The sequence below is a fragment of the Actinophytocola sp. genome (assembly GCF_036378875.1).
Taxonomy (GTDB): Bacteria; Actinomycetota; Actinomycetes; order Mycobacteriales; family Pseudonocardiaceae; genus Actinophytocola.
On sequence record NZ_DASUVO010000125.1, the window covers coordinates 72,125 to 95,030 of the forward strand.

Consider the following 22,906-nt stretch of genomic DNA (forward strand, 5'->3'; position numbering starts at 1 on the left):
GAAGGGATGCGCGCGGTAGCGGACCGTGTGCGCGAACCGAACCGGTGTCACGAGTCGGGCCGTGTGAGCGATCCGTACATGAAGGACGGATTTGCGGAGGTGTGCCATGGCGACGACGAGCCAGCAGGTGCGGCGGCGCACCGTGCCGCCGGTCGTTGCGGCGCGGTGGGCGTTGTGGACGTTCGTCGCCGCCAACGTCGCGGTGGTCGAGTTCCTGTTTTTCACCGAGGGTGAAGGCAAGAACGACATTCTCACGGTCGCCAAGTTCGTCGGCCTGCACGCCGCGCTGCTGATGATGTTCCAACTGCTACTGGTGGCCCGACTGCCCTGGTTGGACCGTCGCGTCGGGATGGACCGGCTGACCGTGTGGCACCGGTGGGTCGGTTTCAGTCTGTTGTGGACCATCCTCACGCACGCCACGCTGATCGTGCTCGGATACGCGACGCTCGACGACACGACGATGGCGAAGACGTTCGTCGCACTCGCCGGGGTGCCGGCGTCCCTGCTCGGCATGCTGGCCGCGACCACCGTCGTCGTCACCGGGGCCATCTCGTTGAAATACGTCCGGCGGCGGCTGAAGTACGAGACCTGGCACGGCCTGCACCTGCTGGTCTACCTGGCGCTCGGGCTGGCGTTCGTCCACCAGCTGCTGGAGACGACCACCTTCAAGTCCTCGCCGTTCGCCAGGATCTACTGGTGGGCGCTGTGGCTCTTCGCGTTCGGCGCCCTCGTGGTCGGTCGGATCGTCGTACCACTGTGGCGCAACGCCTACCACCGGTTCCAGGTCGCCGCCGTGGTGCCGGAGGCGCCCAACGTGGTCTCGGTGCACGTCACGGGCCGCCACCTCGACCGGCTGCCCGCGCGGGCCGGCCAGTTCTGCGTCTGGCGGTTCCCCGGCCTGCACCACTGGTGGCTGGCCAACCCGTTCTCGCTGTCCGCCGCACCCGACGGCCGCTCGCTACGCCTGACCGCGAAGGCGGTGGGGGACACCAGCGCGGCCCTGCGCCAGCTCCCGGTCGGCACCCGCGTGTTCCTGGAGGGTCCGTACGGGTCGTTCACGTCGCTGCACCGCAGCCGGCCCGGGGCGCTGCTCATCGCAGGCGGCGTCGGCATCACCCCCGTGCGTGCCCTGCTGCAGGAGCCGGCGGCCGGCGACGTCGTGGTGCTCTACCGGGTCCGCGACCCGCGGGAGGCCGTGCTGCTGCGTGAGGTCCAGGAGCTGGTCGCGGCCCACAGAGGGCGGCTGCACCTGCTCACGGGGCGCAGCGCCGACGGGGTACGGCCGTTCGAGCCGGCGCGCCTGCACGCGCTGGTCCCCGACATCACCGACCGCGACGTGTACGTGTGCGGGCCGCCCGCCATGACGCAGACCGTGCTGGCCGCCCTCCACGCGCTGGGGGTGCCCGGCACGCAGGTGCACGCCGAGAAGTTCAGCATGGCCTGAAACCACCCGCCGCCTTCCTACGTGCTTCCAGTAGAGGTGCTGGACGGCGGAAAGGGATGGCGTGACGGAACGGCCCAGGCTCGAAGTGCTCGACGGCTTGCGGTTCCTGGCGGCGTTCGCGGTCGTCGCCTACCACTTCACCACCATGGACCGGGTGTGGCAGCGGCCAGCCGTGGAGATCTTCCCGGACCAGACCGCCGCCTACGGCTGGCTCGGCGTGTACCTGTTCTTCCTGATCAGCGGCTTCGTCATCTGCATGAGCGCCTGGGACCGCGGGGTCGGCTCGTTCTTCCTGTCCAGAGTGGTCCGGCTCTATCCCGCCTACTGGCTGTCAGTGCTCGCCATCGCGGCGGTGCTGACCCTGTACCCGTGGAACCACCGGGGTGTCACCCTGGACTGGACGCTGGTCAACCTCACCATGTTCCAGGACGCGGTCGGGGTGCCGCCGGTCGCCGAGGTGTACTGGACACTGTGGGCGGAACTGCGGTTCTACCTGCTGTTCTCCCTGATCGTGTGGTGGGGTCTGACCTACCAGCGGGTGGCCGGGTTCTGTGTGGTGTGGCTGGGCCTGGTGACCGTGTGCAAGGCCGTGGTGCCCGACGACCTGATCGTCCACACCGTACTGATGACCGACTACGCGCCCCTGTTCACCGGCGGCATCGGCTGCTACCTCATGTACCGCTTCGGGCCGACGCTCGTGTCGTGGGGGATCGTCGCCGCGTCGTTCGTTCTGTCCACACCGGCCGCCCTTCACCGCGCGGGACTCGAGTCCTACCCCGGTGAGGAGATCGTGCGGTGGCCCGCGGTGGTGTGGCTGGCGGGGTGTTTCCTGCTGGTCATCGCCGTCGCGCTCGGGTGGCTCTCCCGGGTGCGGGGTCGCTGGCTGGTCGTCCTCGGCGCCACCACCTACCCCCTGTACCTGCTGCACCTGGACCTCGGGGGCCCGATTCTCTTCAGCGCGCAGTGGAGCGTCCCGCCGGCACTGCTCGTGGCCGTGGTCACCGCCGCGATGATCGCCCTCGCCTGGCTGGTGCACCGCTATGTGGAACGCCCGCTCGCGCCGCTGCTGAAGCGTGGGTTGCTGTCGCTCGGCACGCGTGTCAGCCGGACGCGGCAGCCCGAGTCGGTTCGATGATCACTTCCCGCAGCTCCTCGACGGCGTGGGCACGCGCGCCTGTCAGCTGAGGCTCGTCGACGCGAGCCGCGACCACCGGCACCCGGCGCGCCGCCCGACGCAGCTGATCCTCGACGTCGGGCACGAAGTCGCGGCCCCACTCGCCGCCGAGCACGGCGATCTCGGGGTCCACGAGGGACACCGCGGCCAGCAGCGCTCCGCACACGGCGCTCGCGAGCACCGCACGCAGGGCGGAGTCGCCGGCGGTCGCGGCACGCAAGGCGTCGACGTCGACGGCGGTCGACGCGGGACGCCGTAGGCCCGTGCTGGCGAACACCTCCGTCAACGGCATGGCCGTCCCGTTCGGACCGACCGTGTACAGGTGGGCGATCTCCCCGGCCAGACCGCCATGGCCGCGCCGGACCTCGCCGTCACTGACCACCGCGCACCCCAGCCCCTCGCCGAGGTGGAGGTAGACGAAGTCACGGACACCGCTGGCGTGGCCGGTGGCCATCTCGGCCCGTGCCGCCCAGTTGACGTCGTTGTCCACCAGCACCGCACCATCGACCAGCGGCGCCAGGAGCGCGACGGGAGCCAGCTCACCGACCAGGAACGGCGCGTCCGGCAGGTGCACCAGCGCGCCCGTGCGGCGGTCGACCGGGTCCGCCGCGCTGACCACCGCCGTTCTGAACCCGCCGGTGACCTGCTCGGAGAGCGGGCTGGCGACCTCGACGAGCGCCCGCGCGGTCCTGGCTTCCCCGGCCTTCCTGTCCAGCGGGGCGGACCCGCGCGCGACGACCGACCCGAACACGTCGACCGCCTCGCCGGTCACGCCGGACGGGGCGATCTCCACCACGAGTGCCATGCCGACGTCGGTGGCCAGCGAGTAGTACGAGCCGACCCGGCCGCGCCCGGTCGTGCGTTCCCCGGTGTCGACCAGCAGTCCGGCCGCGGCCAGCCGCCGGACGCTGTCGGAGATGGTGGGCTTGGAGATGCCGGTGGCGACGGCGATCTCGGCGCGTGTCGCGCGCTCGCGGTGCATGAGCGTGCGCAGCACGTGCTCGTCGGTCATCGACCGCAGCAGGTCGAGGCTCGGCTTCACGCCGTAATCCTAGTAAGGACTGTTGCCTAAATGGCGGACTGGCGGTTACGGTTCTAGTTAGGAGTCCTGATTAAAAGGTGAGAAGCATGACCGCGACCCTCGTACCCCACTGGCAGACCACGCCACCCGACCTGGCCGCGGCGATCCGCGAGCTCAAACCCGCGCTCCGCGCCCACATCGAGGCGTCCGGCCGTTCGATCGAGGACGTGTTCGCGGCGGTCACGCGGCGCGCCGAGGCCCGCGTGGCCGAGATCGACGCCGACCTCGCGCGCGGCGAGAGCGTCTGGCCGGTCATCGAGTACTCGGACATCGAGAACGGCACCGTGACGGCCGCGCAGCTGGACAAGCTCAAGCGCCGGGGCTGCCTCGTGGTGCGTGGCCACTTCGACCGCTCGCAGGCCGTCGCGTGGGACGCCGACATCCTCGACTACGTGGAACGCAACCACTTCTTCGAGATCTACCGAGGCCCCGGGGACGACTTCTTCGGCAGCGTGGACTCGAAACCGGAGATCTACCCCGTCTACTGGTCACGCGCGCAGATGCAGGCGCAGCAGAGCGAGCGGATGGCCCGCGTGCGGTCGTTCCTGAACTCGTTGTGGCGCCACGAGTCCGACGGTGTCCAGTGGTTCGACCCGGCCCGGGACGCGCTCTACCCGGACCGGATCCGCCGCCGCCCACCCGGCGCGAACTCCGGCGGCCTCGGCACCCACCTCGACCCTGGCACCCTCGACCTGTGGATGACGCGGGAGTACCAGGCCGCCTTCCGGCACCTGTTCTCCGGCGACGTCGAGGAGTACGACCCGTGGGACGCCGCCCACCGCACCGCGGGTCCCCAGTACCCCGGCTCGACCATGTGCTCGGCGTTCCGCACCTTCCAGGGATGGACGGCACTGTCCGACATGGACCACGACCAGGGTGTCCTGCATACCGTGCCGATCCCGGAGGCCATGGCCTACCTGCTGTTGCGCCCGCTCCTGCGTGACGTGCCGGACGACGACATGTGCGGCGTCACCGTCAACCAGGTCTTCCCGGCGAGCGAGAAGTGGCATCCGCTGCTTGTGCAGGCGCAGGCGGGCATCCCGGACGTGCGTGCCGGCGACTCGGTCTGGTGGCACTGCGACATGATCCACAGCGTCGCCCCGGTCACCGACCAGCGGGGCTGGGGAAACGTCATGTACATCCCCGCCGCGCCGTGGTGTCCGCGCAACGAGCAGTACGCGCGGCACGTGCGGGAGGCGTTCCTGACGGGCTCCAGCCCCGCCGACTTCCCCGAGGAGCACTACGAACGGGACTGGGTCGGCCGCTTCACCGAGGCCGAGCTGAACGACATCGGCCGGCGCGGCATGGGCTTCGCCTAACGGTTCTTCACCAGTTCGAGGACCTCCGCGGTCGTGCCGGTTTCGCCAAGCAGCGGGAAGATCTTCCCGACGCTGTGCTCGTGGGCGGTGGGGTCGAGGTCGGTCATCGCGTCCGTGGCGAGCGTGACGTGGTAGCCGTGTTCGTGGGCGGCGCGAGCGGTGGACTCCACGCCGAGGCTCGTGGCCACACCGGACAGCACGACCTGGGTGACACCCCGGCGGCGCAGGTGCAGGTCCAGGTCGGTCCCGTGGAACGACCCCCAGTTGCGCTTGGTCACCACGATGTCGCCCGGGTGTCCGGCGAGGTCGTCGACGATGGCGTCCCAACCCTCCGGCGGCGCGGCGCCGGCGTGCCGGGACATGTCCGTGCGGCCCGGCGTGGCGTCCGAACCGTCGGCGGCCACCGTGTACCGCACCAGCACGACCGGAAGGCTCGCCGCGCGGAAGGCCTCGGCCAGCTCGGCCGCACGGGCGATGACGTCCTGTGCGGTGTGTGGCGCGGCGGGGCGGGCGAGAAACCCGTTCTGCAGGTCGACGACGACCAGGGCGGTGCGTTCGTCGAGGATGGTGAGCATGGGTGCGAGGTCCTTTCCTATGGCTGGGTCAGCCGTTCCAGCAACGCCATCGCCTCGATCAGCGTCCGCCGCTCGGTCTCGGTGTAGAGCTCGTCCATCGCGCGGGTGAGCCACTCGTCGCCGGCGCGCCGGGCGTCGTCGAACAGCGCGCGGCCGGCCGGGCTCAGTGAGATCAGCTGTCGTCGCCCGTCGTCGGGGTCGGGACGGCGTTCGATCAACCCGCGTTCGGACAGCACCGCGAGCGTGGGCACGACCGCCTGCGGGCGCACCCGTTCTGCCGCGGCGAGGTCACTCGCGGAGGCGTCCCCGTCCTTGCCGAGCCGGCTGAGCACCGACGCCTGGGACGGGGTGAGCTCCTGGTTGTCCGAGAGCTCCTTGAACCGCCGGTACAGCCGGCCGAACACGACCCGCAGCTCGCGTGCCGCCTGCGCGGCCGATTCGGAGACATCCACGGCCGCAACGCTATATCTTCAAGGCAACTTGTTCAAGCTGGCTTTAGTACTTGTCGACCGGGGAGCTGACTTGGCCGGTCACTCCGACCGCAGTTCCTTGGCCGAGAAGGTGAACTCGAACACCGAGCCGTCAGGCCAGCTGATGCGCCGGCCGCCGGGCGCGATCCGGGGCAGGTGCGGTTTCTCCGCGTGCCAGACGATCCTCGGCGGCGGGTTGTCCTGGGGGTCGTAGAAGACCGGGCCGGTGTCGACCACGGCGAGGTGCGACGGCGAGGCGACCAGCCACGCGCCTCGGGCCGCCTTCGCCGCGTCGACGAGCCCGAGCGCCTGGGCGTTCGCCGGGCCGGTGACCTTGCCGCTCCGGGTGAAGACCGACGCCGCGCCGCCACCCGCGACCGACAGCACCAGGCTGACCAGGCCGCCGATGGTGCCGCGGAACAGGTTCCAGAAGAACCGCCGGACGAGTTTGGTGCCCGTGACCGTGCCGTCCTTGCGGCGCCCCGGCACGTCGAAGGCCGGGCCGACGTCACCCATGTGGACGACGACCGAAGGTTCACCCCACTGGCTCTCGGCCAGCGCGCGGACCAGCTGCTGGTACTCGGGTTTCGGTTGTGCCACGGTCAGTGAGGTTAGCGGCGGATCAGATGGGACGTTTCGCCCTCCCGGACGTGGTCGACCTGGCATGCTGTGCGCCAACGCCACATGATCAAGGAGTTACCCGTGTCCGCCGAGTTGGAACGGCTTGCCGCCGAGTTCGAGAAGTTCCGGTCCAGGATCACCCAGGCCGAGCGCAAGTTCGGCGGCATCGGTGACATGCGGGAGAAACTGGCGGAGCTCGAGGTCGTGGCGACCTCACCGGACCGGTCCGTGCGTGTGGTCGCCGCCGCCGGCGGCGCGGTGAAGGACATCCAGCTCACCCCGGACGCCATGCGGCTGCCGTCCACCGCGCTGTCCGCGACGATCATGGCCACCCTGCGCGAGGCCGTCGCCGAGGCGGTGCGGCGTCAGGCGGGCATCGTCGACGACACCGTCGGCGGCGCACTCGGCGCGAGCACCGTCGACCAGGTCCGGCAGGCCCAGGCGCAAGCGCTGGGAACCACTGTGGACGAAGCGCCGTCACACCAGCCCGAGCCGCGCAGGCGCCCGGCGCGGGATGACGACGACTACAGCGAAGACTCCATCTACGGCTGATTCGGGGAGGACAGCACGATGACGAACCCGTCCGGCGGGATGCAGGTCGACCTCGGCGCGCTGTCGAGCTACGCCAACCAGCTCGGTTACTACACGAGCGAGGCGGACAAGTTCGGCCGCGCCATCGACCAGGCCGACGTGACCAACGAGGCCTGGGGCGTGATGGGGGCCTGGGCCAAGCAGTCCTACACCGACCGGCTCACCGAGCTGCGTTCCCTTCTGGACGAGATGAAGCAGGGCGTCGACGACCTCACCACGAAGGTCAAGGACACCGTCGCCGTCTACCAGGGCAACGAGGACGACCGGGTGATCGACTTCGGCCGGCACCAGGCCATGCTCGACGGCCCGAAGTGAGGGGTTTTCCGTGACCGAACCCAAACCGAGCATCGCGGACAGCCTGGACGTCAGCCAGTACGACGAGAGCTTCCCCGCGAACCTCGACCGTGCGGCCGAGAAGACCCCGGTCGTCGGCCCGATCTGGAAGACCGGCAAGTCGGTCGCAGAACACGCCCAGCAAGCCGCCGCGGCGGACGACTTCGGCGACCTCGCCGCGGCGTCGGGCCAACTGGTGGGCGACGGCGCGAAGTTCGTCGGCCTCGCCGCCATGGACGTGACCTTCTTCGCGATGGACCCGATCGGCTGGCTGGTCAGCCACGGACTGAACATGCTGCTGGAACTGGTGCAGCCGCTGCAGGACGCACTGCACCAGGTCAGCGGCGACGGCCCGGCCATCGGCCACGCCTCGGACAACTTCGTCTCGATCGCGGAAGGCTTCGTCGCACTGGCGGAGGACTTCGAGAAGACCGGCGACACCTCGCTGAAGGACTGGACGAACGACGCCGGTGACGCCGCGCGCGCCGCACTGGGCGACTTCTCGTCGGGCATCCGCGGTGTCGGGTCGAGCGCGGGTTCGGTCGCCGAGGTGCTGAAGATGTGGTCGATGGTGATGGTCGTCATCGAGGAGGTGATCAAGGCCCTGATCTCCGAGCTGGTGTCGTGGCTGATCACCATCTGGCTCCCCGCGCTCGCCTCGTCGGTCATCACCCTGGGCGGCTCCGTCGCGGCGGCCATGACCGCGTCCATCGCCAAGGCCGCCAGTGTGTTCGCCAAGGTCACCAAACACCTCGGCGTCTTCGGCCGCCTGCTCGACGACTTCATGAAGTTCCTCGTGAAGGTCTCCGGAAAGATCGAGGTCGTGGCGGCGAAGTTCCGCGTCGGCAAGATGATCGAGCCGGGCAAGCGAGCAGGCCTGTTCGGTCCGGTCGTCGACCGGACCACCTTCGTCCCGAGCCGCCGCGTCGTCACGACGGCGCTCGGCCTGGACGCCGGCCTGAGCCCGCTGATCACCGGCGCTGGCATCAAGGCGGGCATCGGCATCGCGAAAGGCCTCGCGGGCGAAGGCAAAGAAGAAGTCCGCGAAGACGGCCCCCTGTTCGACGAGAGCCAGATCGGCGGCGACCAGAGCGCGGAGGAGACCCGCCGAAACCTCGACATGTAGCGGCGCCGGGCTCGGACGGTGCCCCACGGGTGCCCTTCGAGACGCTCAGCCTCAATCCACCGATGATCTTGTCGGGAGTCGCACCTTGCGGGGAGGTGCGGGCCTGGTCAGGCCCGCTTCGCGTGCAGCGCTCGGCGCGCACCCGCAGGTGCCGTCTCGCGAAGGACGCGTTGGGGACGTGGCCGGTGTCCTGAAAGACGCGATCGGGACGTTCAACGACACGAGCGCGTCTTTCGAGACATCGCCCGTGGCGTGAACACGCCATTCGCGCTGCCGGTGCGCTGCCAGCGCGACGTGAGCCTTCCTCGCATGGCCGCCGGCCCTTCGCCGTCGCCTCGTGACGTCAGGCGGTTCGGGCGCTTCGCGCCCGAAACCGCGCAGCAGCGAGTCCATTGGGCGCACCCCGAGCCACCAAGACCATCGGTGGATCTGTGCTCATCGTCCCGAGGGTGCCCTTCGGGACGATGAGCCGCTGTCAGAGGTCCTCGGTGAGGAAGTCCGTCACCAGTGTGCTTGCCAGTGGGCGGCACTCGTCGAAGTAGGCGTGGCGTGCCTTGGGGAAGATGTGTGTTCTGGCGTTCGGGATGCGGTCGGCGAGTAGTGGGGCGTTGGCCGCCGGGGTGAGTGCGTCGTCCTCGCCGTGCAGGATCAGGGTTGGGGCCACGATGTCGGGGAGTGCGTCCCACGCGTCGTGTTCGTTGCTGGCCAGGAGGTGTTGGCGGACCGCGTGGGGTGGCATGTTCGGATCGCCCAGCACGCGGTACGGGCCGGGGTTGTCGGCCTGCCATTCCGGTGTGTACATCAGGTCGGTCAGTGCCGCGCGGGCCTGCGGGCCGATCAGCGTGCGGCGTACCTCGTTCGTGCGTTCGACGCCGTGTTCGCCGCCGGGGGAGGTGCAGCCGAGGACCAGGCGTCGCACGCGGGTCGGGTTGCGCGCGGCCACCCACTGTGCCACGCGACCGCCCATGGACGTGCCGTAGACGTCGGCCTCCCCGACACCGAGCGCGTCGAGGACGGCGATCACGTCGGTGGCGAAAAGCCTTGTGGAGTACGGCACATCGGGTTTGTCGCTCGCGCCGGTGCCTCGGTAGTCCATGGTGATCGTGCTCGGGAAGTCTTGCCTGGCACGGTTCCACCACGTGTGGTTGTTCGCCTGTCCCGCCAGGAGCACCATCGGCTGGCCGGTGCCCTGCCGTTGATAGGCCAAACGAGTGCCGTCCGCGGCGTGGATACTGCCGTGCTCCATCGATCGCCTTCCGACTGTCTCCTGTGGTCACAGGATAGTCAGGCGGTCAGGGTCGCCAACGTCTCGACGCCACCTCGGGTGAGCACGGCCGGCGCGACGGTACCGGCCGGGGCGGGCCACGCCGGGCGCACCAGGTCGTTGTCGACCAGGTCGTTGGTGGCGGCGAAATCGCACCACAGTCCGTCCACGGTCAGGTTCGCGTGCCCGTCGACGACGATCTGCCCTCGGCCGGCGGCTATCGCGCGCAACATCGAACGGTGCCGGGCAGTGAAGTTCTTCGTGCTCATGGAAACCACCTCGCTCATGTCTTCGTTGTCGCTGGCGAGGTGGATGGGGCTAACTCCGCGGAAGGTCGAAGGCGTAGAAGGTGCGGCTCGCGGTGCCGATGCCGGCGCGCTGGTAGCCGTTGCCCCAGTAGACCGTGCCGTTCACGATCGCCGGGCCGGCGTTCGACGAACCCTCGCCACGCGATTCCCACCGGACCTCGCCGGTCGCGGCGTCGATGGCGTACATGTGGCCGGCCAGCGAACCCGCGTACAGCACGCCGTTCGCCACGCTGACCGCGCCCTGGGCCAGACCGCCGTGTGGCTCCGGGATCTGCCAGACCACCTCGCCGGTCGCCGCGTCCAGCGCGGCGAACGAGCTGTAGTCGATCACTTGGCCGTCGGGCAGCCCGTACTCCGCGCGGAAGAAGTTGGTCTCCACCAGGTACACCCGGTCCCCGTCGGTGGCGGTGCCCCACTGGATCCCGCCGACGGGGGAGCCGGGACCCGCGGCCGCGCTCCACACGATCTCGCCGGTGGTGGCGTCGACCATCCAGTAGATGCCGCTCTTCTGCCCGGCGCCGACCAGCTTGCGGGGACGGCCGTCCGGCCCGCGCACGGTCAGCAGATGCGCGCCGTCCGCGAAGTCGTGGTCAGGGCCCGCGATCGGCGGGCAGTTGTTCGGCGGCGGCCCGATGATGCAGCCGCCGTTCCACGTGTCGAAGGTGTCCTCCCCGGAAGCCCACTTGATCGCGCCGGTCCGCGTGTCGAGCGCGACGATCGAGTTCAGGTGGTTGTCCGGCGCGCACTCGCTCGGCGTCCCGCCACTCTCCTGGCACTCCTCGACGCTGTCGGGCACGGTGTAGTTGTTGCCGGTCGTGATGTAGAGCGTGCGGGTTCGCGGGTCGATCGCCGGCGTGCCGCTCCACACCGCGGTGCCGCTGTACCGGCCAGCGGAGCCGGCCTCCGTGCCGGGGTTCAGGTACGTCCGCCAGAGGATCTCGCCGGTGGCCGCGTCGACCGCCGCCACACTGCCCCGGAAGGTGCAGCAGTCGTAGGCGGGGTCGATGGCGGCGATCTCCTCGTCGGAGGAGACGCCCTGGAACACGATCCCGCCGGACACCATCGGCGACTGGGTGAGGATGGCGGACGGGTGGTCGTCCATCGTGGTGGACCATCGCAGGTCGCCGGTCGCGGTGTCGATCGCCAACAGTCGGGCACCGCGTTGCGTGCCAATGTAGACGGTGTCGCCGACCACGGCGGGGCTGCTGCGGGACACCGCCTCGGCGATGCCAACGTACTCGGGAACCGAGCGTTGCCAGAGCGGTTCCCCGGTCGCCGCGTCCACTTTGGAGAAACCGCCGCCCCAGTCTGGGAAGTAGACCGCGCCGCCCACCACCGCCGGCGTGGCCGAGACATCTCCTCGCGTGGCATGTGTCCACTTGGCGGTCAGGTTGGGCACGGTCGCGGGGGACAGGGTCCGCTCGACCGGGTTCCAGCGGGTGTTCGCGTGGTCGTGCCCACCCATCGGCCACGCGGAGCCGGGTTGCGCCGCGGTGGGCGCGCCCTGCACCGCGCCCACCGCGCCCACCGCGACGAAGACGATCGCCGCGAGTGTGACCCTGTGCGCCCGCATACCTGCCACCTCACACTGAGCAATCGGACGATGACGCTGGGATTCTGCGTGCTGGTCGACGACATAGTCAACCGACTCGGTTTCGGTGAATTCTCGGCCCGAAAACAGCACCGAAACCCGGACCCGCCTGGTCTCGCGCCGATTTGTCGCTACCTCCATGACCGATACATGGCAGAATTTTCGCCCAATTTTCGGCGCGGCCTCGAAACATACCGAAGCGCCGGCCTTGATCCGGCAATCACGATCTGTTAGCGTTCACATCAGTTGCGTGACGGCCTCCCTGCCTTGCTTCGCCGTCACGCGCTCCTACTTGTTAGCGATCACATGTCTCTCAATGGGGAGGACTTGATGTCGCGTGCCCTCATGGTCGTGCTGACGTTGCTCGCGGCCTTCGTCCTGGTGGCGCCCTCACCGGCGGCGGCCGCCGTGCTCACGGTCGCCGCGGACGGCAGCGGGCAGTACCGCACCGTGCAGGCGGCGATCAACGCCGTGCCCACCGGTAATGCCAGCCGCGCCACGATCACCATCAAGCCCGGCACCTACCGCGAGGTCGTGACCGTGCCGGCGAACAAGCCGATGATCACACTGCAGGGCCTCGGCACCTCTGCCTCGCAGGTCCTGATCGTGTACAACAACTCGGCCTACACGCACGGCACCTTCAACAGTGCCACCGCGTTCGTGCACGGTCGGGACTTCGTGGCCACGAACCTGACCATCTCCAACGACCTCAACGAAAGCTCGGTGCCCAGCGGGCAGCAGGCGGTGGCGCTGCACCTCAACGCCGACCGCGCGGTGCTGCGGAACGTGCGGCTGCTGGGCGACCAGGACACGTTCCTGGTCAACGACGCCGCACGCGCCTACATCGTGGACTCCTACATCGAGGGCACGGTCGACTTCATCTTCGGCGGCGGCACCGCCGTGTTCCACAACTGCGACATCTACGAGAAGCGCTCCACCGGCGCGCCGATCACGGCCGCGCGGACCGCGCCGACGAAGCAGTACGGCTTCCTGGTCTACCGCTCGCGGATCCGCGGCGCCGCGACGGCCGGCAGCACCCAGCTCGGCCGGCCGTGGGGTCCGAACGCCCAGGTCCTGTACCGGGAATCTACTTTGGACGCGGTGATCAAGACCAGCCAGCCGTGGACCGACATGTCCGGCAACGTCTGGCAGAACGCGCGTTTCACCGAGTACCGCAACACCGGGCCCGGCGCGGGCACCGGCACCAACCGTCCGCAGCTCCCCGACGCGCAGGCCCCGAACTACACGCCCCAGCGCTACCTCGCCGGCACCGACGGCTGGAACCCGGTCGGCGCCGTCCAGATGGCCGACGCGCGGGCGTGGCCGGCGACGTCCGACGGGTTCGCCGCGACGAACGGAATGGGTGTGCCGACCACGACCGGCGGGGCGGGCGGAGCGACCGTCACCGTGACCACCTACGCCGACCTGGTCCGGTACGCCACGGCCGCAGAGCCGTACGTGATCAGGGTCGGCGGAACGGTCACCGCGACCCCGTACGGCACCGAGCTACGCGTGGCCTCGAACAAGACCATCGTCGGCGTCGGCACCCGCGGCCATCTCGTGAACGGCGGCTTCTTCCTCGGCACGGGCGTCCACAACGTGATCATCCGCAACCTCACGATCCGCGACACCCTGATGGCGTCCGACGACCCGGACGACAAGGACTTCGACTACGACGGCATCCAGCTCGACGGCGCACACCACGTGTGGATCGACCACAACACAATCACGCGGATGAACGACGGCCTGATCGACAGTCGCAAGGACACGTCCTACCTCACCGTGTCCTGGAACGTGTTGGCACAGAACAACAAGTCGTTCGGCATCGGGTGGACGACCAACGTGACCGCGCGGATGACCATCCACCACAACTGGATCCGCGACACCAACCAGCGCAACCCGAGCACCGACAACGTCGCATACGCCCACCTCTACAACAACTACCTCCAGAACGTCCGGTCGTACGGCAACTACTCCCGCGGCGCGACGAAGATGGTGCTGGAGAACAGCTACTTCGAGAACGTGAAGGACCCGTACTACCGGGACGACGCCGCCCAGCTGCGGCAGTCCGGCAGCATCGTGGTCAACTCGAGCGGCCAGCAGGAGACCGGCGGTTCGGCCTTCACCCCGTCGTCCTTCTACGCCTACACGCTCGACCCGGCCGCTTCGGTGCCGGGCCTGCTGCGCACCTACGCGGGTCCGCAGGCCGACATCGGCGGTTGACAGGTAACCGTACGGAGTGGACAGGACCGCTCGGCTACGACCGGGTCGCATAACGGCGATTCGGACATACACTCGGTCCCATGCGCGCCGGGCCGCGCCGCAGTGTCGGTAACCTGCCGGCAGAGCTGACCAGCTTTGTCGGCAGGCGGCGTGAGCTGAGCGAGGCGAAGCGACTCCTCGCGGCGGCCCGCTTGCTGACGGTGACCGGCCCTGGCGGGGTCGGCAAGACCCGGCTCGCGTTGCGGATCGCCGACGAGATACGCAGGGGCTGCCCCGACGGCGTGTGGCTGGTCGAACTGGCTCACCTGCGTGACCCGCACCTGCTGGCGAACACCGTGGCGACCGTGTTCGGCCTGCGGAGCACGGCCGACCAGACCGCCGCGCTCGCCGAGTACCTGGAGGACAGGCAACTGCTGCTGGTGCTCGACAACTGCGAGCACCTGACCGACGAGTGCGCGATGTTCGTGCAGAAGCTCCTCGCCGCCGCCGGTGGTCTTCGGGTGCTCGCCACGAGCCGGCACGCACTGCACACGGAGGGCGAGCACATTCTCCACCTCGACCCGCTCACCGTGCCGACCGACATCGACGGCGACGCGACGCGGTTCGACGCGGTGACGCTCTTCGTCGAGCGAGCCGCCGCGGTGCTGCCCGGCTTCGAGCTCACCGCCGCCAACCGCGCGGCGGTGTCCAGGGTCTGCCGGCGACTCGAAGGCATCCCACTCGCCCTGGAGCTCGCCGCGGTCCGCCTGCGGGTCCTGTCGGTCGACCAGCTCGACGCCCGGCTCGTCGACCGCTTCGGCCTGCTCACCGCCGGCCCGAGGACCGCGTCGCCCCGACAGCGGACCATCGAGGCCACGATCGACTGGAGTTACGACCTGTGCTCGTCGGACGAGCAGCGGCTGTGGGCGCAGCTGTCGGTGTTCCCGGGCGGGTTCGACCTCGACGCCGCCGAGTACGTCGGCGAGGTGCGTGACACGAGCGTGCTCGACGTCCTCAGCGGGTTGGTCGACAAATCGGTCCTGTCCAGAAAGGACGGCACGTTCGGCCGGCAGGCCTGGTACCAGATGCTGGAGACCGTCCGCGAGTACGCCACCGGCAAGCTCGTCGAGCGGGACGGGGAGCAGGGCGTACTGGACCGGCAGACGGACTACTACGCGAACCTGGCGCGGCGGTACCGGCAGGAGGGGTTCGGGCCAGGGCAGCTGGACTGGTTGGTGCGGCTGCGGCGCGAGCACCCGAGCCTACGGTCCGTGCTCGACCACTGTCTGTCCACACCGGACCAGGCCGGCCACGCGCTGGACATCGCGGCGTCACTGTGGAACTTCTGGTACGGCGCCGGTTTCGTGCTCGAGGGTTACCAGTACCTCTGCCGAGGGCTCGAGCTCTTCCGCGAGCGCACCATGGTGCGGGCCCGTGCCCTGTACGCGGCGTCGTTCCTGGCGATCCAGACCGGCGCCGGCGACACCGCGCGGGACATGCTGGCCGAGCTGGCGGAACTGGCCGAGGAGCTCGACGACGACCAGCTCCGCGCCGCGCACGCGGAGTGCACGGGGATGGCGACGTTCTTCGCCGGTGACCTGCCCGGCGGCGCCGAGTCGCTGGAGCGGGCACTGGTCGGGTACCGCGTGGCCGGCAACCCGCTTCTGGTGTTCGACACACTGATCCTGCTCGCCGCCGTACGGTTCTTCCTCCAGGACCCGCGCGGCGAGGAGGCCGCCGCCGAGGCCCTCGCGCTCACCGAACGGCACCAGGCCCGGTGGTCGCGGGGCTACGCGCTGTGGGCGGTCGCGGTCCACCGCTGGCTTGCGGGCCAGCACCGCTCTGGCGCGGAACTCCTGCGCGAGGCCGTCGCTCTGCGACTGACCGACCGCACCCTGCTCGCGTTCCTCGTCGAGGCGTTGGCGTGGTGCCACTCGTCCGCCGGCGAGCACGAGCGGGTGGCCCGGCTGCTCGGCTGCGCGAACGCCGTCTGGCGGCTGTCCGGCGCCCGCGTCGGCGAGATGAGCCCGTACCAGGGCTTCGACGAGCAGTGCGCCGGGCGGGCCCGGGAGGCACTGGGCGCCGAGGCCTTCGACACCGCCTTCGCCATCGGGGCCGACCACGGGCTCGACGAGGTGATCCAGTACGTCCTGGAGGAGAAGCCGGTCAAGGCGACCACCCGGCACGCCCGCGCCGCCGAGTCCAGCGGGCTGACTCGCCGTGAGCAGGAGATCGCCGAACTGGTCGCACAGGGGATGAGCAACAAGGACATCGCCGCGACGCTGGTCATCGGCCGGCGCACCGTCGAGACCCATGTCGAGAACATCCTGGTCAAGCTCGGTTTCACGTCCCGTACCCAGGTCGCCTCGTGGCTGGCCGGGCGCGGATCTACGTAGCGGTTTACGTATCTTCCCCGGTTCGCCCGTGCGGTCGGGCGCGGCAGCCTCGTAGTACTTCCAGAGTTGGAGGAGGACGAGGTGAGAATCAACTCGACCCCACAGCCGTGTCCACGGTGCCACCGCCCCACGATCCTCATGTACTACTCATGGGGTCGGCAGTGGACACACCTCGGCACCTGGCGTCCACAGTGCGGCGAACCATCCTGGGCGAATCGCCAGTTGACGCGACCCGACGCGGCATGATCCCGTAGTCCCCCTGGGACGCAAGGGGGACGCGACATGGGGGATCGTGGCACGACGCTCGTCGACGTGTTGGTGGCCAGAGCCGAGCAGACGCCGGACCGGCCCGCCTACACCTACCTGACCGGGGAGACGCTCGACTACGGCGAGCTGTACCGGCGGGCCGCCACGATCGCCTTCACCGTCGCGTCGGCCACCGCCCCCGGCGACCGCGTGCTGGTCCCGTCGGTCTTCGGACCGCCGTTCGTGACCGCGTTCTTCGGTTGCCTCCTCGCCGCCCGCATACCCGTGCCCGCCGCGTACACCTCCAGCGCGGCGGGCACAGCCGCGTTCACGGCACTCGCCGCCGACTGTGACGCCACCGCAGTACTGGCGCCGGAGGCCTACTGCCTTGAGCACGGCACGCTCACCCGGCTGGTCAGCGACGCGCCGGGCGAGCCGATCGCGGAGCCGGTCCGGCCGGGCGGCGACGACATCGCGTTCCTCCAGTACACCTCCGGAACCACCCGGTCACCGCGCGGAGTCGCGGTCAGCCACGCGAACCTGATGCACAACCTCGATGCGATCGCGCACGCGTTCGGCGCCGAGCCCGACCACCACGTCGTGTCCTGGTTGCCGCCCCACCACGGCATGGGCCTCGTCGGTGCGTTGCTGGCCCCGGTCCACACGGGTTGCCCGGTCACCCTGATGTCACCCACCGCGTTCCTCCGCGACCCGCTCGCCTGGCTGCGGACGGTCGCCGAGAGCGGCCGGGCGGTCAGCGGCGGGCCCAACCTCTGCTACGAGCACGCCGTCCGGAAGGTCGCACCGGCCGACGTCGAGGACCTCGACCTGAGCCGGTGGGACGTGGCCCTCGTCGGCGCGGAACCGGTCAACCCGGCCGTGCTCGACCGGTTCGCGCGGCACTTCGCGCCGGCCGGGTTCCGGCCGGAGAGCTTCCTGCCCTGCCACGGGTTGGCGGAGTCGACGCTCCTCGTCAGCGCGGCCCACAAGGAGCTGACGACCGCCGAGCCGGCACCCGCGACGAACGTCCGGCTCAGCCTCTTCTGCTTCGCCAGCGACCCGGAGGACACCGGCAAGCACGCGCTGTTCCTGGAGTGCGCCAGGTTCGCCGACGAGCGCGGGTTCCATGCGATCTGGGTGCCGGAACGGAACTTCCCCCGGTTCGGCGGCCCGTTCCCCACCCCGGCGGTCCTCGGCGCGGCACTCGCGACGACCACCAGCCGGCTGCGGATCCGCCCCGGCAGCGTCGTCGTGCCCGACCGCGACGCGGTGTCCACCGCACAGGAGTGGACCGTCGTCGACAACCTCTCGCACGGCCGCGTCGACCTCGCCTTCGCCGCCGAGTACCAGCACGAGCTGCTGGCCGGCGCCCGCAAGGTCCGCCGGATGTGGCGGGGCGGGCCGTGGCTGCTGTGCGTGGGTGGCACCGACCGGTTCGCCCAGGCCGGCGCCGCCGGCGCACACGTCCTCACGCCGTTGTCGTTCCAGGACACCGCCAAGCTCGGCACCAAGATCGCCGCGTACCGCAACGCCCGAGCCGCGCACGGTCACGATCCCGGGCACTTCACCGTCCTGCTGGACCTCCGCGCGTCCTCGGGCATGGCCACACACGTGGCCGCCCGGGTCGAGCGGCTGGCCGCCGCCGGCGTCGACGAGCTGGCCTGCCTCGTCGACCTCAGCACGCCACGCGACGAAGTGCTGGCCGAGCTGGCGCACCTGGCCGAGCTGCTGCCCGCGCCCGCCGCCACCCGGCACGGCGATGTCTTCGCGAAGGCACGCGAGTTCGACCGGACCCGCCAGGTCACCGACGCCGACCTGATGCCGTTCCACCCCGTCGAGCACGCCGGCCGTGAGCTGATCATGTTGGGCGCCAACGACTATCTCGGGCTGACCGCCGACCCGCGAGTACGCGAGGCGACCGCGGCCGCCGCGCTCGCGCAGGGCGTCTCGCGGTTGAACAGTTCGACACCGGCACAGCGCGACCTGGAGCGTGCGCTCGCCCGGTTCGTCGGACGTCAGGACGCGTTGCTGTTCGCGACGGGCTACGAGGTGAACATCGGTCTGCTGTCGGCGTTCCTGCGGCCGGGCACGGTGCTCGTCGCCGACGAGGAGTGCCACGCCTGCGTGTACGACGGGGTCGCCGTCGGCGGCGGCCGGTTCGTCCAGTTCCGGCACAACGACGTCGCCGACCTGGACCAGAAGCTGGCCACGGCGGGCGCGCCGGCGATGGTCATGGTCGACGGCGTGTACTCGATGTCCGGCGACCTCGCGCCGCTCCGCGAGCTCCGGGAGATCTGCGACCGGCACGGCGTCCCGCTCGCGGTCGACGACGCGCACGGGCTCGGCACCGCGGGCCCGACGGGCCGGGGCGTCGAGGAGGAGCTGGGCGTGCTCGGCTGCGCCGACGTGCTCACCGGCACCCTGTCGGAGAGCCTCGCGTCGGTGGGCGGCTGGCTGGCCGGCCCGGCGGACCTGGTGGACTACGTGCGCTTCCACGGCCGGTTCTCCTCGGCCATCGCACCGCCCGCTGTGGCCGCCGCCGCGGCCGCGCTGGAGATCCTCGCCGCCGAGCCCGACCGGGTCGCGAAGCTGCGGGAACTGACCGCGTACTGGCGCGCCGGCCTGTCCGCTCTGGGCTTCGACACCGGCACCGCGGGCACCACGGTCGTCCCGGTGAACATCGGCGACGAACTCGTCTGCCGACAGTTCGCCAGGCGGCTACTCGACAGCGGTGTCCACGCCGACTGCGTACTCCCGCCCGCCGTACCGGCCAACCACGCCCTGATCCGCACAACTGTCACCGCGGCCCACGAGAAGCACCACCTCGACCGCGCGCTGGAGGTGTTCGCCGAGGCCGGCCGCGAACTGGGCTTCCGGTGACATCGCCGCCCGTCGTTCGGCCTGGCGCGGTCCGGCCGTATGCCCTGAAGGGCACCTCGGGACGCTCAGCGTCCCAAAGGGCACCCATGGGACACCGACGCCGACGGGCCGCGGACAAGCGATTCATGATCAACGCCAACACAGATGGTTGCGCAGGCATCCCCCACCCATACCCGGGGGGCCACCCCGAGGCCATCGTACCAACCCACAGAGACAAAACCCCTGGTCAGCAAGGCCTGTGGACAACTTTCTCACGCGAGTTCGATCGAATGGGACACTCATGCCGCGAGGTGAGCACCGTCAGGTGAGGTGGTCGCCGACCAGTGCCAGGCACTGGATCGCGGCCAGGCCGTACTGGGCGGAGGCGTTGGTGGAGACGAAGTCCGTCTCGTCCCTCGGTGTCAGCACCGTTGGTGGCTCGACCCGCGTGGTCTGCCAGGAGACGTTCGGCCCGTAGCCGGCGGCGCCCGCGTGGAACTCCTGCCACGCGCGGGCGGCCAGTGCGGCGTCGGCGGTTCTGGCCGCGGCGTACGCGGTGAGCCGGGCGTGTGCCTGTCGCAGGTTCAGGTTGCCGAACGATGCGCCGAACTCGGCGGTCTGTTCGGCGGCGGTCGCGTTGTAGAAGCGGCAGTACCGCAGCCACTCGCGTCTGAACTCGGGCACGTCCAGCAGGTCCACCAGTTCGCTGCACATCTCGACCAGGCCGAACACCGCCGACAGGTGCGAGACGCTGACCGCGGGCGGGGCCGCCACCGCGAACTCGCCGGTGTCCAGGTCGTACAGCGCGCTGCCCTGCACGAAACCGTTGGTCTGCGCGCCGATCGTGCGCATCGTGGACTCGAGCCGCTGCCGGGCGAGCGGGTCGCCGCCGCGTTCCCACTCGGTGAGCCACGCCGCCGCCAGCGCGCCCCAGTCGGTGCCGAAGCCGATGCTCAGCGCGTGCGGGTCCGGCGTGTACGGCTCAGTGCGGATCTTGCGGATCGGGTCGACCGCCAGGAACGTGCGGTCGGTGTGGATCAGTTCGCGCATCAGGTCGCCGACGCGCTCGTCGGCGGTCAGGAAGTAGTAGAACCGGCGGTTGGCGGCGGTGCTGATCCGCAGCTGCTTCGCGCTGTCGCCCCAGTGCCGCACGCCGTGCCTCGTGCCGAGCCCGGCGAAGCGGCCGAGGTGGTAGACGTCCACCTCACCGGTGTGCCGCGTCATCGCCTCGGCCATCCTGAACACGTCCGACCGTCCACTTCGGAGGAACTGGTACCACAGCCAGATGTCCGTGGACAGCTCGGAGTTGTCCCACGCGAACCCGCCGACGTCGTACCGCCACACGTGCCGGTCGTTGTCGTAGGTGTGCATCACGTCGCCGTAGTCCCAGAAGCCGTACCAGCCGTGCTGCTCGACCTGGCCGCGGTGGAACTCGAACAGGAAGTCCAGCCGGTCCTCGATCCGTGCCCTGGCCGGGGTGGACCGGTCCACCGGCGCCCAGTCGCCGAACACGCCCGCCGCGTGCAGGTGTGCCGGCGGCGCCATCAGCAGCGGGGGAGTGCGGACCGCGGCCGCCAGCTCGGCGAACCGCTCCACGCTCGGCGTGCCCGGGAGCGCCCAGAACATCAGTTCGCTGGTGCGGGCGATTCCCTGCGGTGTGTCGTAGCCGGGCTCGTAGTCCTCGTAGGTGACCTCAAGCCCCTGCAGCTGCTTCGCGAACGTGTCCTGGCCCATGCCGTCGTGGTAGGAGCGCAGGTCCATCGGCGTCGCGTCGGGCGACCACAGCCACAGCGTCAGCTCGGCCACCTCTCCTGCGGCGCCGCGGATGTCCACCTGTGTGGGATGCAGCTGCCAGAAGTCCTTCATTCCCAAGGCGAACCCACCGCTCGGCCCGCCTATGTAACCGAGTCCCGAGGCTCGGCCGCCGTCGTGCACGCTGACCCAGCCGCGCCCCTGCTTCGTGCGCTTGCGGATCTGGAAGCCGTTCGCGGACAGCTGCCGCAGCGAGTGGTCGCCCCACGTCGGGATGTACTGGATCCGGTTGGACACGGTCGTGGCCCAGGTACCGATGTCCGGCGTGCGCTGCCCGGCGATCTGGGCGGTTCGGACCGCGGCGCCCGGATCGCGCCGCAGTCCCGTGACTCCTTGTACGGCCTCGGCGAGCACACCGTCCCCGGCGCCGGCCAGACGGACGTGCCGGTTGTACGGCTCGTCGGTCAGCGGGACGTGGAAGCGGACACCGAGCCCGGCGATGAAGTCGCGTTCGTGGTCACCGTCGAAGACGAACGTGTGGATCATTCGCACGCCGTCGCCGCCGGCGTAGAAGTACAGGCGCACCACGAACGGCAGCCACTCCCGCCGTCCGACCCGGTGCGTGCCCTCGACACGCACGACCGCCCGCACCGGTCCGGACTGCTCGACCCGAACGGACCGGATGACGCTGGTGAAGGACTCACGCCGGGCCGAAGCGTCGTCGGCGCTGTCGGTCCGCAGGCCCACCAGTTCGCCATCACGGGCGATCTCCCGGTCACCGCGTGCGATCGAACGCACCAGCGCGGTGCCGCGCCGACCCAACCGCACCCGGATCGCGCCCGTGTCGACGTCGACCGTGTCGCGGTTCGTCGACACCGTCACCGGGGTGGCCGGCGCTACCGGCTGGCCGGGAGCCACCCGGTAGCTCGCCGCTGTCGCGGCCTGCTGGCCCATCGCGTGGGCGGTCCACTTGACCGAGCCGTCCGGCCAGTAGCCGGTCACCCAGGTCTGTGCGGGTACCGGCGCACCGTCCACCGTGGACACCGTGAAGTCCTGGCCGGCGGGGAACCGGCCCCTCGGCCACGGCATGCCCCACGTGACGCCCGGCGTGGCCGCCGGTGCACGCCCGTCGAGCCAGCGTGCCTGCCCCACCTCACCGTGGTCAGGTGGGGTGATAACCTTCGGACGCGGTAAGCCGAAGGCGCCCGCGAAAGCGGTGCCCATCAAGAGGTTTCGCCTGGACAGCTCGGACATCGTGGGTGTCCCTCACTGGAAAGCGCTTTCCTCTGGACGTTAGTGGTGACGGAGCGCGCAGTCAACACTCCGCTCCGTGAGCCTTTGCGCCCAAATTCCGTACCGGCTACGTAGGTTTCCGGATGTACCGCCCGCGAAGTCGGCGCAGTCTTGTGTCACGGCCCCAGCCAACCGCGCGGCGGAACCCCCCTCACCGCCGCCCGGTCGAGCGCGGTAGGGCGCCGGTTGTTCCCCCCAGCTCGTGCTGCCCTACCGCGCTCATTTCCAACGGACGAAGGTTGGCGTCTGGACGGTCGTCAA

General features: G+C 70.1%; 17 protein-coding genes. 9 read left to right on the forward strand and 8 right to left on the reverse strand.

What is annotated here, in order from left to right; all coding sequences use genetic code 11:
- The first annotated feature begins 106 nt into the window (after window positions 1-106).
- Entirely contained in the window at window positions 107-1,444 is a 1,338-nt protein-coding gene (locus VF106_RS35840; RefSeq protein ID WP_330844385.1) for a ferredoxin reductase family protein, read from the forward strand.
- Between the two features lie 61 nt (window positions 1,445-1,505).
- Window positions 1,506-2,579: an acyltransferase family protein gene (locus VF106_RS35845; protein ID WP_330844386.1), complete on the forward strand. Its 1,074-nt coding sequence runs from the start codon at window positions 1,506-1,508 to the stop codon at window positions 2,577-2,579.
- Here VF106_RS35845 and VF106_RS35850 read toward each other — a convergent pair.
- Complete coding sequence (locus VF106_RS35850; RefSeq protein ID WP_330844387.1) at window positions 2,545-3,660, reverse strand: ROK family transcriptional regulator; 1,116 nt, start codon at window positions 3,658-3,660, stop codon at window positions 2,545-2,547. The two genes, VF106_RS35845 and VF106_RS35850, sit on opposite strands and share 35 nt — an antisense overlap.
- 86 nt (window positions 3,661-3,746) lie before the next feature.
- Between VF106_RS35850 and VF106_RS35855 the strand changes: the two genes are divergently transcribed.
- The gene (locus tag VF106_RS35855; RefSeq protein WP_330844388.1) at window positions 3,747-5,018 is read left to right on the forward strand and encodes a DUF1479 domain-containing protein; all 1,272 of its coding nucleotides are present in this window, start codon (window positions 3,747-3,749) and stop codon (window positions 5,016-5,018) included.
- On the opposite strand, the gene VF106_RS35860 is transcribed toward VF106_RS35855, so the two are convergent.
- The 3 genes from VF106_RS35860 to VF106_RS35870 all read right to left on the reverse strand — a co-directional run bounded on the left by VF106_RS35860 (window position 5,015) and on the right by VF106_RS35870 (window position 6,663).
- Entirely contained in the window at window positions 5,015-5,593 is a 579-nt protein-coding gene (locus VF106_RS35860) for an isochorismatase family protein (RefSeq protein WP_330844389.1), read from the reverse strand. The two genes, VF106_RS35855 and VF106_RS35860, sit on opposite strands and share 4 nt — an antisense overlap.
- Before the next feature lie 17 nt (window positions 5,594-5,610).
- The gene (locus VF106_RS35865; protein ID WP_330844390.1) at window positions 5,611-6,045 is read right to left on the reverse strand and encodes a MarR family winged helix-turn-helix transcriptional regulator; all 435 of its coding nucleotides are present in this window, start codon (window positions 6,043-6,045) and stop codon (window positions 5,611-5,613) included.
- A gap of 78 nt (window positions 6,046-6,123) precedes the next feature.
- Complete coding sequence (locus VF106_RS35870; RefSeq protein WP_330844391.1) at window positions 6,124-6,663, reverse strand: hypothetical protein; 540 nt, start codon at window positions 6,661-6,663, stop codon at window positions 6,124-6,126.
- Window positions 6,664-6,765: 102 nt separating this feature from the next.
- On the opposite strand from VF106_RS35870, the gene VF106_RS35875 reads away from it, so the two are divergent.
- From VF106_RS35875 to VF106_RS35885, 3 genes are read left to right on the forward strand one after another with little or no spacing between them, the layout of a single operon-like run.
- On the forward strand, window positions 6,766-7,236 hold the full coding sequence (locus VF106_RS35875) for a YbaB/EbfC family nucleoid-associated protein (protein ID WP_330844392.1): 471 nt from the start codon (window positions 6,766-6,768) through the stop codon (window positions 7,234-7,236).
- 18 nt (window positions 7,237-7,254) lie between these two features.
- Window positions 7,255-7,590: a hypothetical protein gene (locus VF106_RS35880; protein ID WP_330844393.1), complete on the forward strand. Its 336-nt coding sequence runs from the start codon at window positions 7,255-7,257 to the stop codon at window positions 7,588-7,590.
- Between the two features lie 10 nt (window positions 7,591-7,600).
- Window positions 7,601-8,734, forward strand: coding sequence for a hypothetical protein (locus VF106_RS35885; RefSeq protein ID WP_330844394.1), 1,134 nt, complete (start codon window positions 7,601-7,603; stop codon window positions 8,732-8,734).
- A gap of 475 nt (window positions 8,735-9,209) precedes the next feature.
- On the opposite strand, the gene VF106_RS35890 is transcribed toward VF106_RS35885, so the two are convergent.
- The 3 genes from VF106_RS35890 to VF106_RS35900 are packed head-to-tail and all read right to left on the reverse strand — an operon-like array spanning window position 9,210 to window position 11,879.
- The gene (locus VF106_RS35890) at window positions 9,210-9,980 is read right to left on the reverse strand and encodes an alpha/beta fold hydrolase (RefSeq protein WP_330844395.1); all 771 of its coding nucleotides are present in this window, start codon (window positions 9,978-9,980) and stop codon (window positions 9,210-9,212) included.
- Between the two features lie 38 nt (window positions 9,981-10,018).
- Window positions 10,019-10,267, reverse strand: a complete 249-nt coding sequence (locus VF106_RS35895) for a hypothetical protein (protein ID WP_330844396.1) — start codon at window positions 10,265-10,267, stop codon at window positions 10,019-10,021.
- 49 nt (window positions 10,268-10,316) lie between these two features.
- Complete coding sequence (locus VF106_RS35900; RefSeq protein WP_330844397.1) at window positions 10,317-11,879, reverse strand: BamB-related PQQ repeat family beta-propellar protein; 1,563 nt, start codon at window positions 11,877-11,879, stop codon at window positions 10,317-10,319.
- A gap of 348 nt (window positions 11,880-12,227) precedes the next feature.
- Between VF106_RS35900 and VF106_RS35905 the strand changes: the two genes are divergently transcribed.
- From VF106_RS35905 to VF106_RS35915, 3 genes are all read left to right on the forward strand, one after another.
- Window positions 12,228-14,120: a pectinesterase family protein gene (locus VF106_RS35905; RefSeq protein WP_330844398.1), complete on the forward strand. Its 1,893-nt coding sequence runs from the start codon at window positions 12,228-12,230 to the stop codon at window positions 14,118-14,120.
- A gap of 80 nt (window positions 14,121-14,200) precedes the next feature.
- Window positions 14,201-16,495 (forward strand): ATP-binding protein, encoded by a 2,295-nt coding sequence (locus tag VF106_RS35910; protein WP_330844399.1) that lies wholly within the window; start codon window positions 14,201-14,203, stop codon window positions 16,493-16,495.
- A 282-nt stretch (window positions 16,496-16,777) separates the two neighbouring features.
- Window positions 16,778-19,621 carry an aminotransferase class I/II-fold pyridoxal phosphate-dependent enzyme gene (locus tag VF106_RS35915; protein WP_330844400.1) on the forward strand — a complete coding sequence of 948 codons (2,844 nt, stop codon included), beginning with the start codon at window positions 16,778-16,780 and terminating at the stop codon, window positions 19,619-19,621.
- A gap of 300 nt (window positions 19,622-19,921) precedes the next feature.
- Here the strand turns inward: VF106_RS35915 and VF106_RS35920 are convergent, their stop codons facing one another.
- On the reverse strand, window positions 19,922-22,606 hold the full coding sequence (locus VF106_RS35920) for an exo-rhamnogalacturonan lyase family protein (protein ID WP_330844401.1): 2,685 nt from the start codon (window positions 22,604-22,606) through the stop codon (window positions 19,922-19,924).
- Between the last annotated feature and the right edge of the window lie 300 nt (window positions 22,607-22,906).

Coding starts and splice junctions, on each gene's coding strand:
- VF106_RS35840 (WP_330844385.1), top strand. CDS start 107: ATGGCGACGACGAGCCAGCAGGTGCGGCGGCGCACCGTGCCGCCGGTC.
- VF106_RS35855 (WP_330844388.1), top strand. CDS start 3,747: ATGACCGCGACCCTCGTACCCCACTGGCAGACCACGCCACCCGACCTG.
- VF106_RS35860 (WP_330844389.1), bottom strand. CDS start 5,593: ATGCTCACCATCCTCGACGAACGCACCGCCCTGGTCGTCGTCGACCTG.
- VF106_RS35880 (WP_330844393.1), top strand. CDS start 7,255: ATGACGAACCCGTCCGGCGGGATGCAGGTCGACCTCGGCGCGCTGTCG.
- VF106_RS35890 (WP_330844395.1), bottom strand. CDS start 9,980: ATGGAGCACGGCAGTATCCACGCCGCGGACGGCACTCGTTTGGCCTAT.
- VF106_RS35895 (WP_330844396.1), bottom strand. CDS start 10,267: ATGAGCACGAAGAACTTCACTGCCCGGCACCGTTCGATGTTGCGCGCG.
- VF106_RS35900 (WP_330844397.1), bottom strand. CDS start 11,879: ATGCGGGCGCACAGGGTCACACTCGCGGCGATCGTCTTCGTCGCGGTG.
- VF106_RS35905 (WP_330844398.1), top strand. CDS start 12,228: ATGTCGCGTGCCCTCATGGTCGTGCTGACGTTGCTCGCGGCCTTCGTC.
- VF106_RS35910 (WP_330844399.1), top strand. CDS start 14,201: ATGCGCGCCGGGCCGCGCCGCAGTGTCGGTAACCTGCCGGCAGAGCTG.
- VF106_RS35915 (WP_330844400.1), top strand. CDS start 16,778: ATGGGGGATCGTGGCACGACGCTCGTCGACGTGTTGGTGGCCAGAGCC.
- VF106_RS35920 (WP_330844401.1), bottom strand. CDS start 22,606: ATGTCCGAGCTGTCCAGGCGAAACCTCTTGATGGGCACCGCTTTCGCG.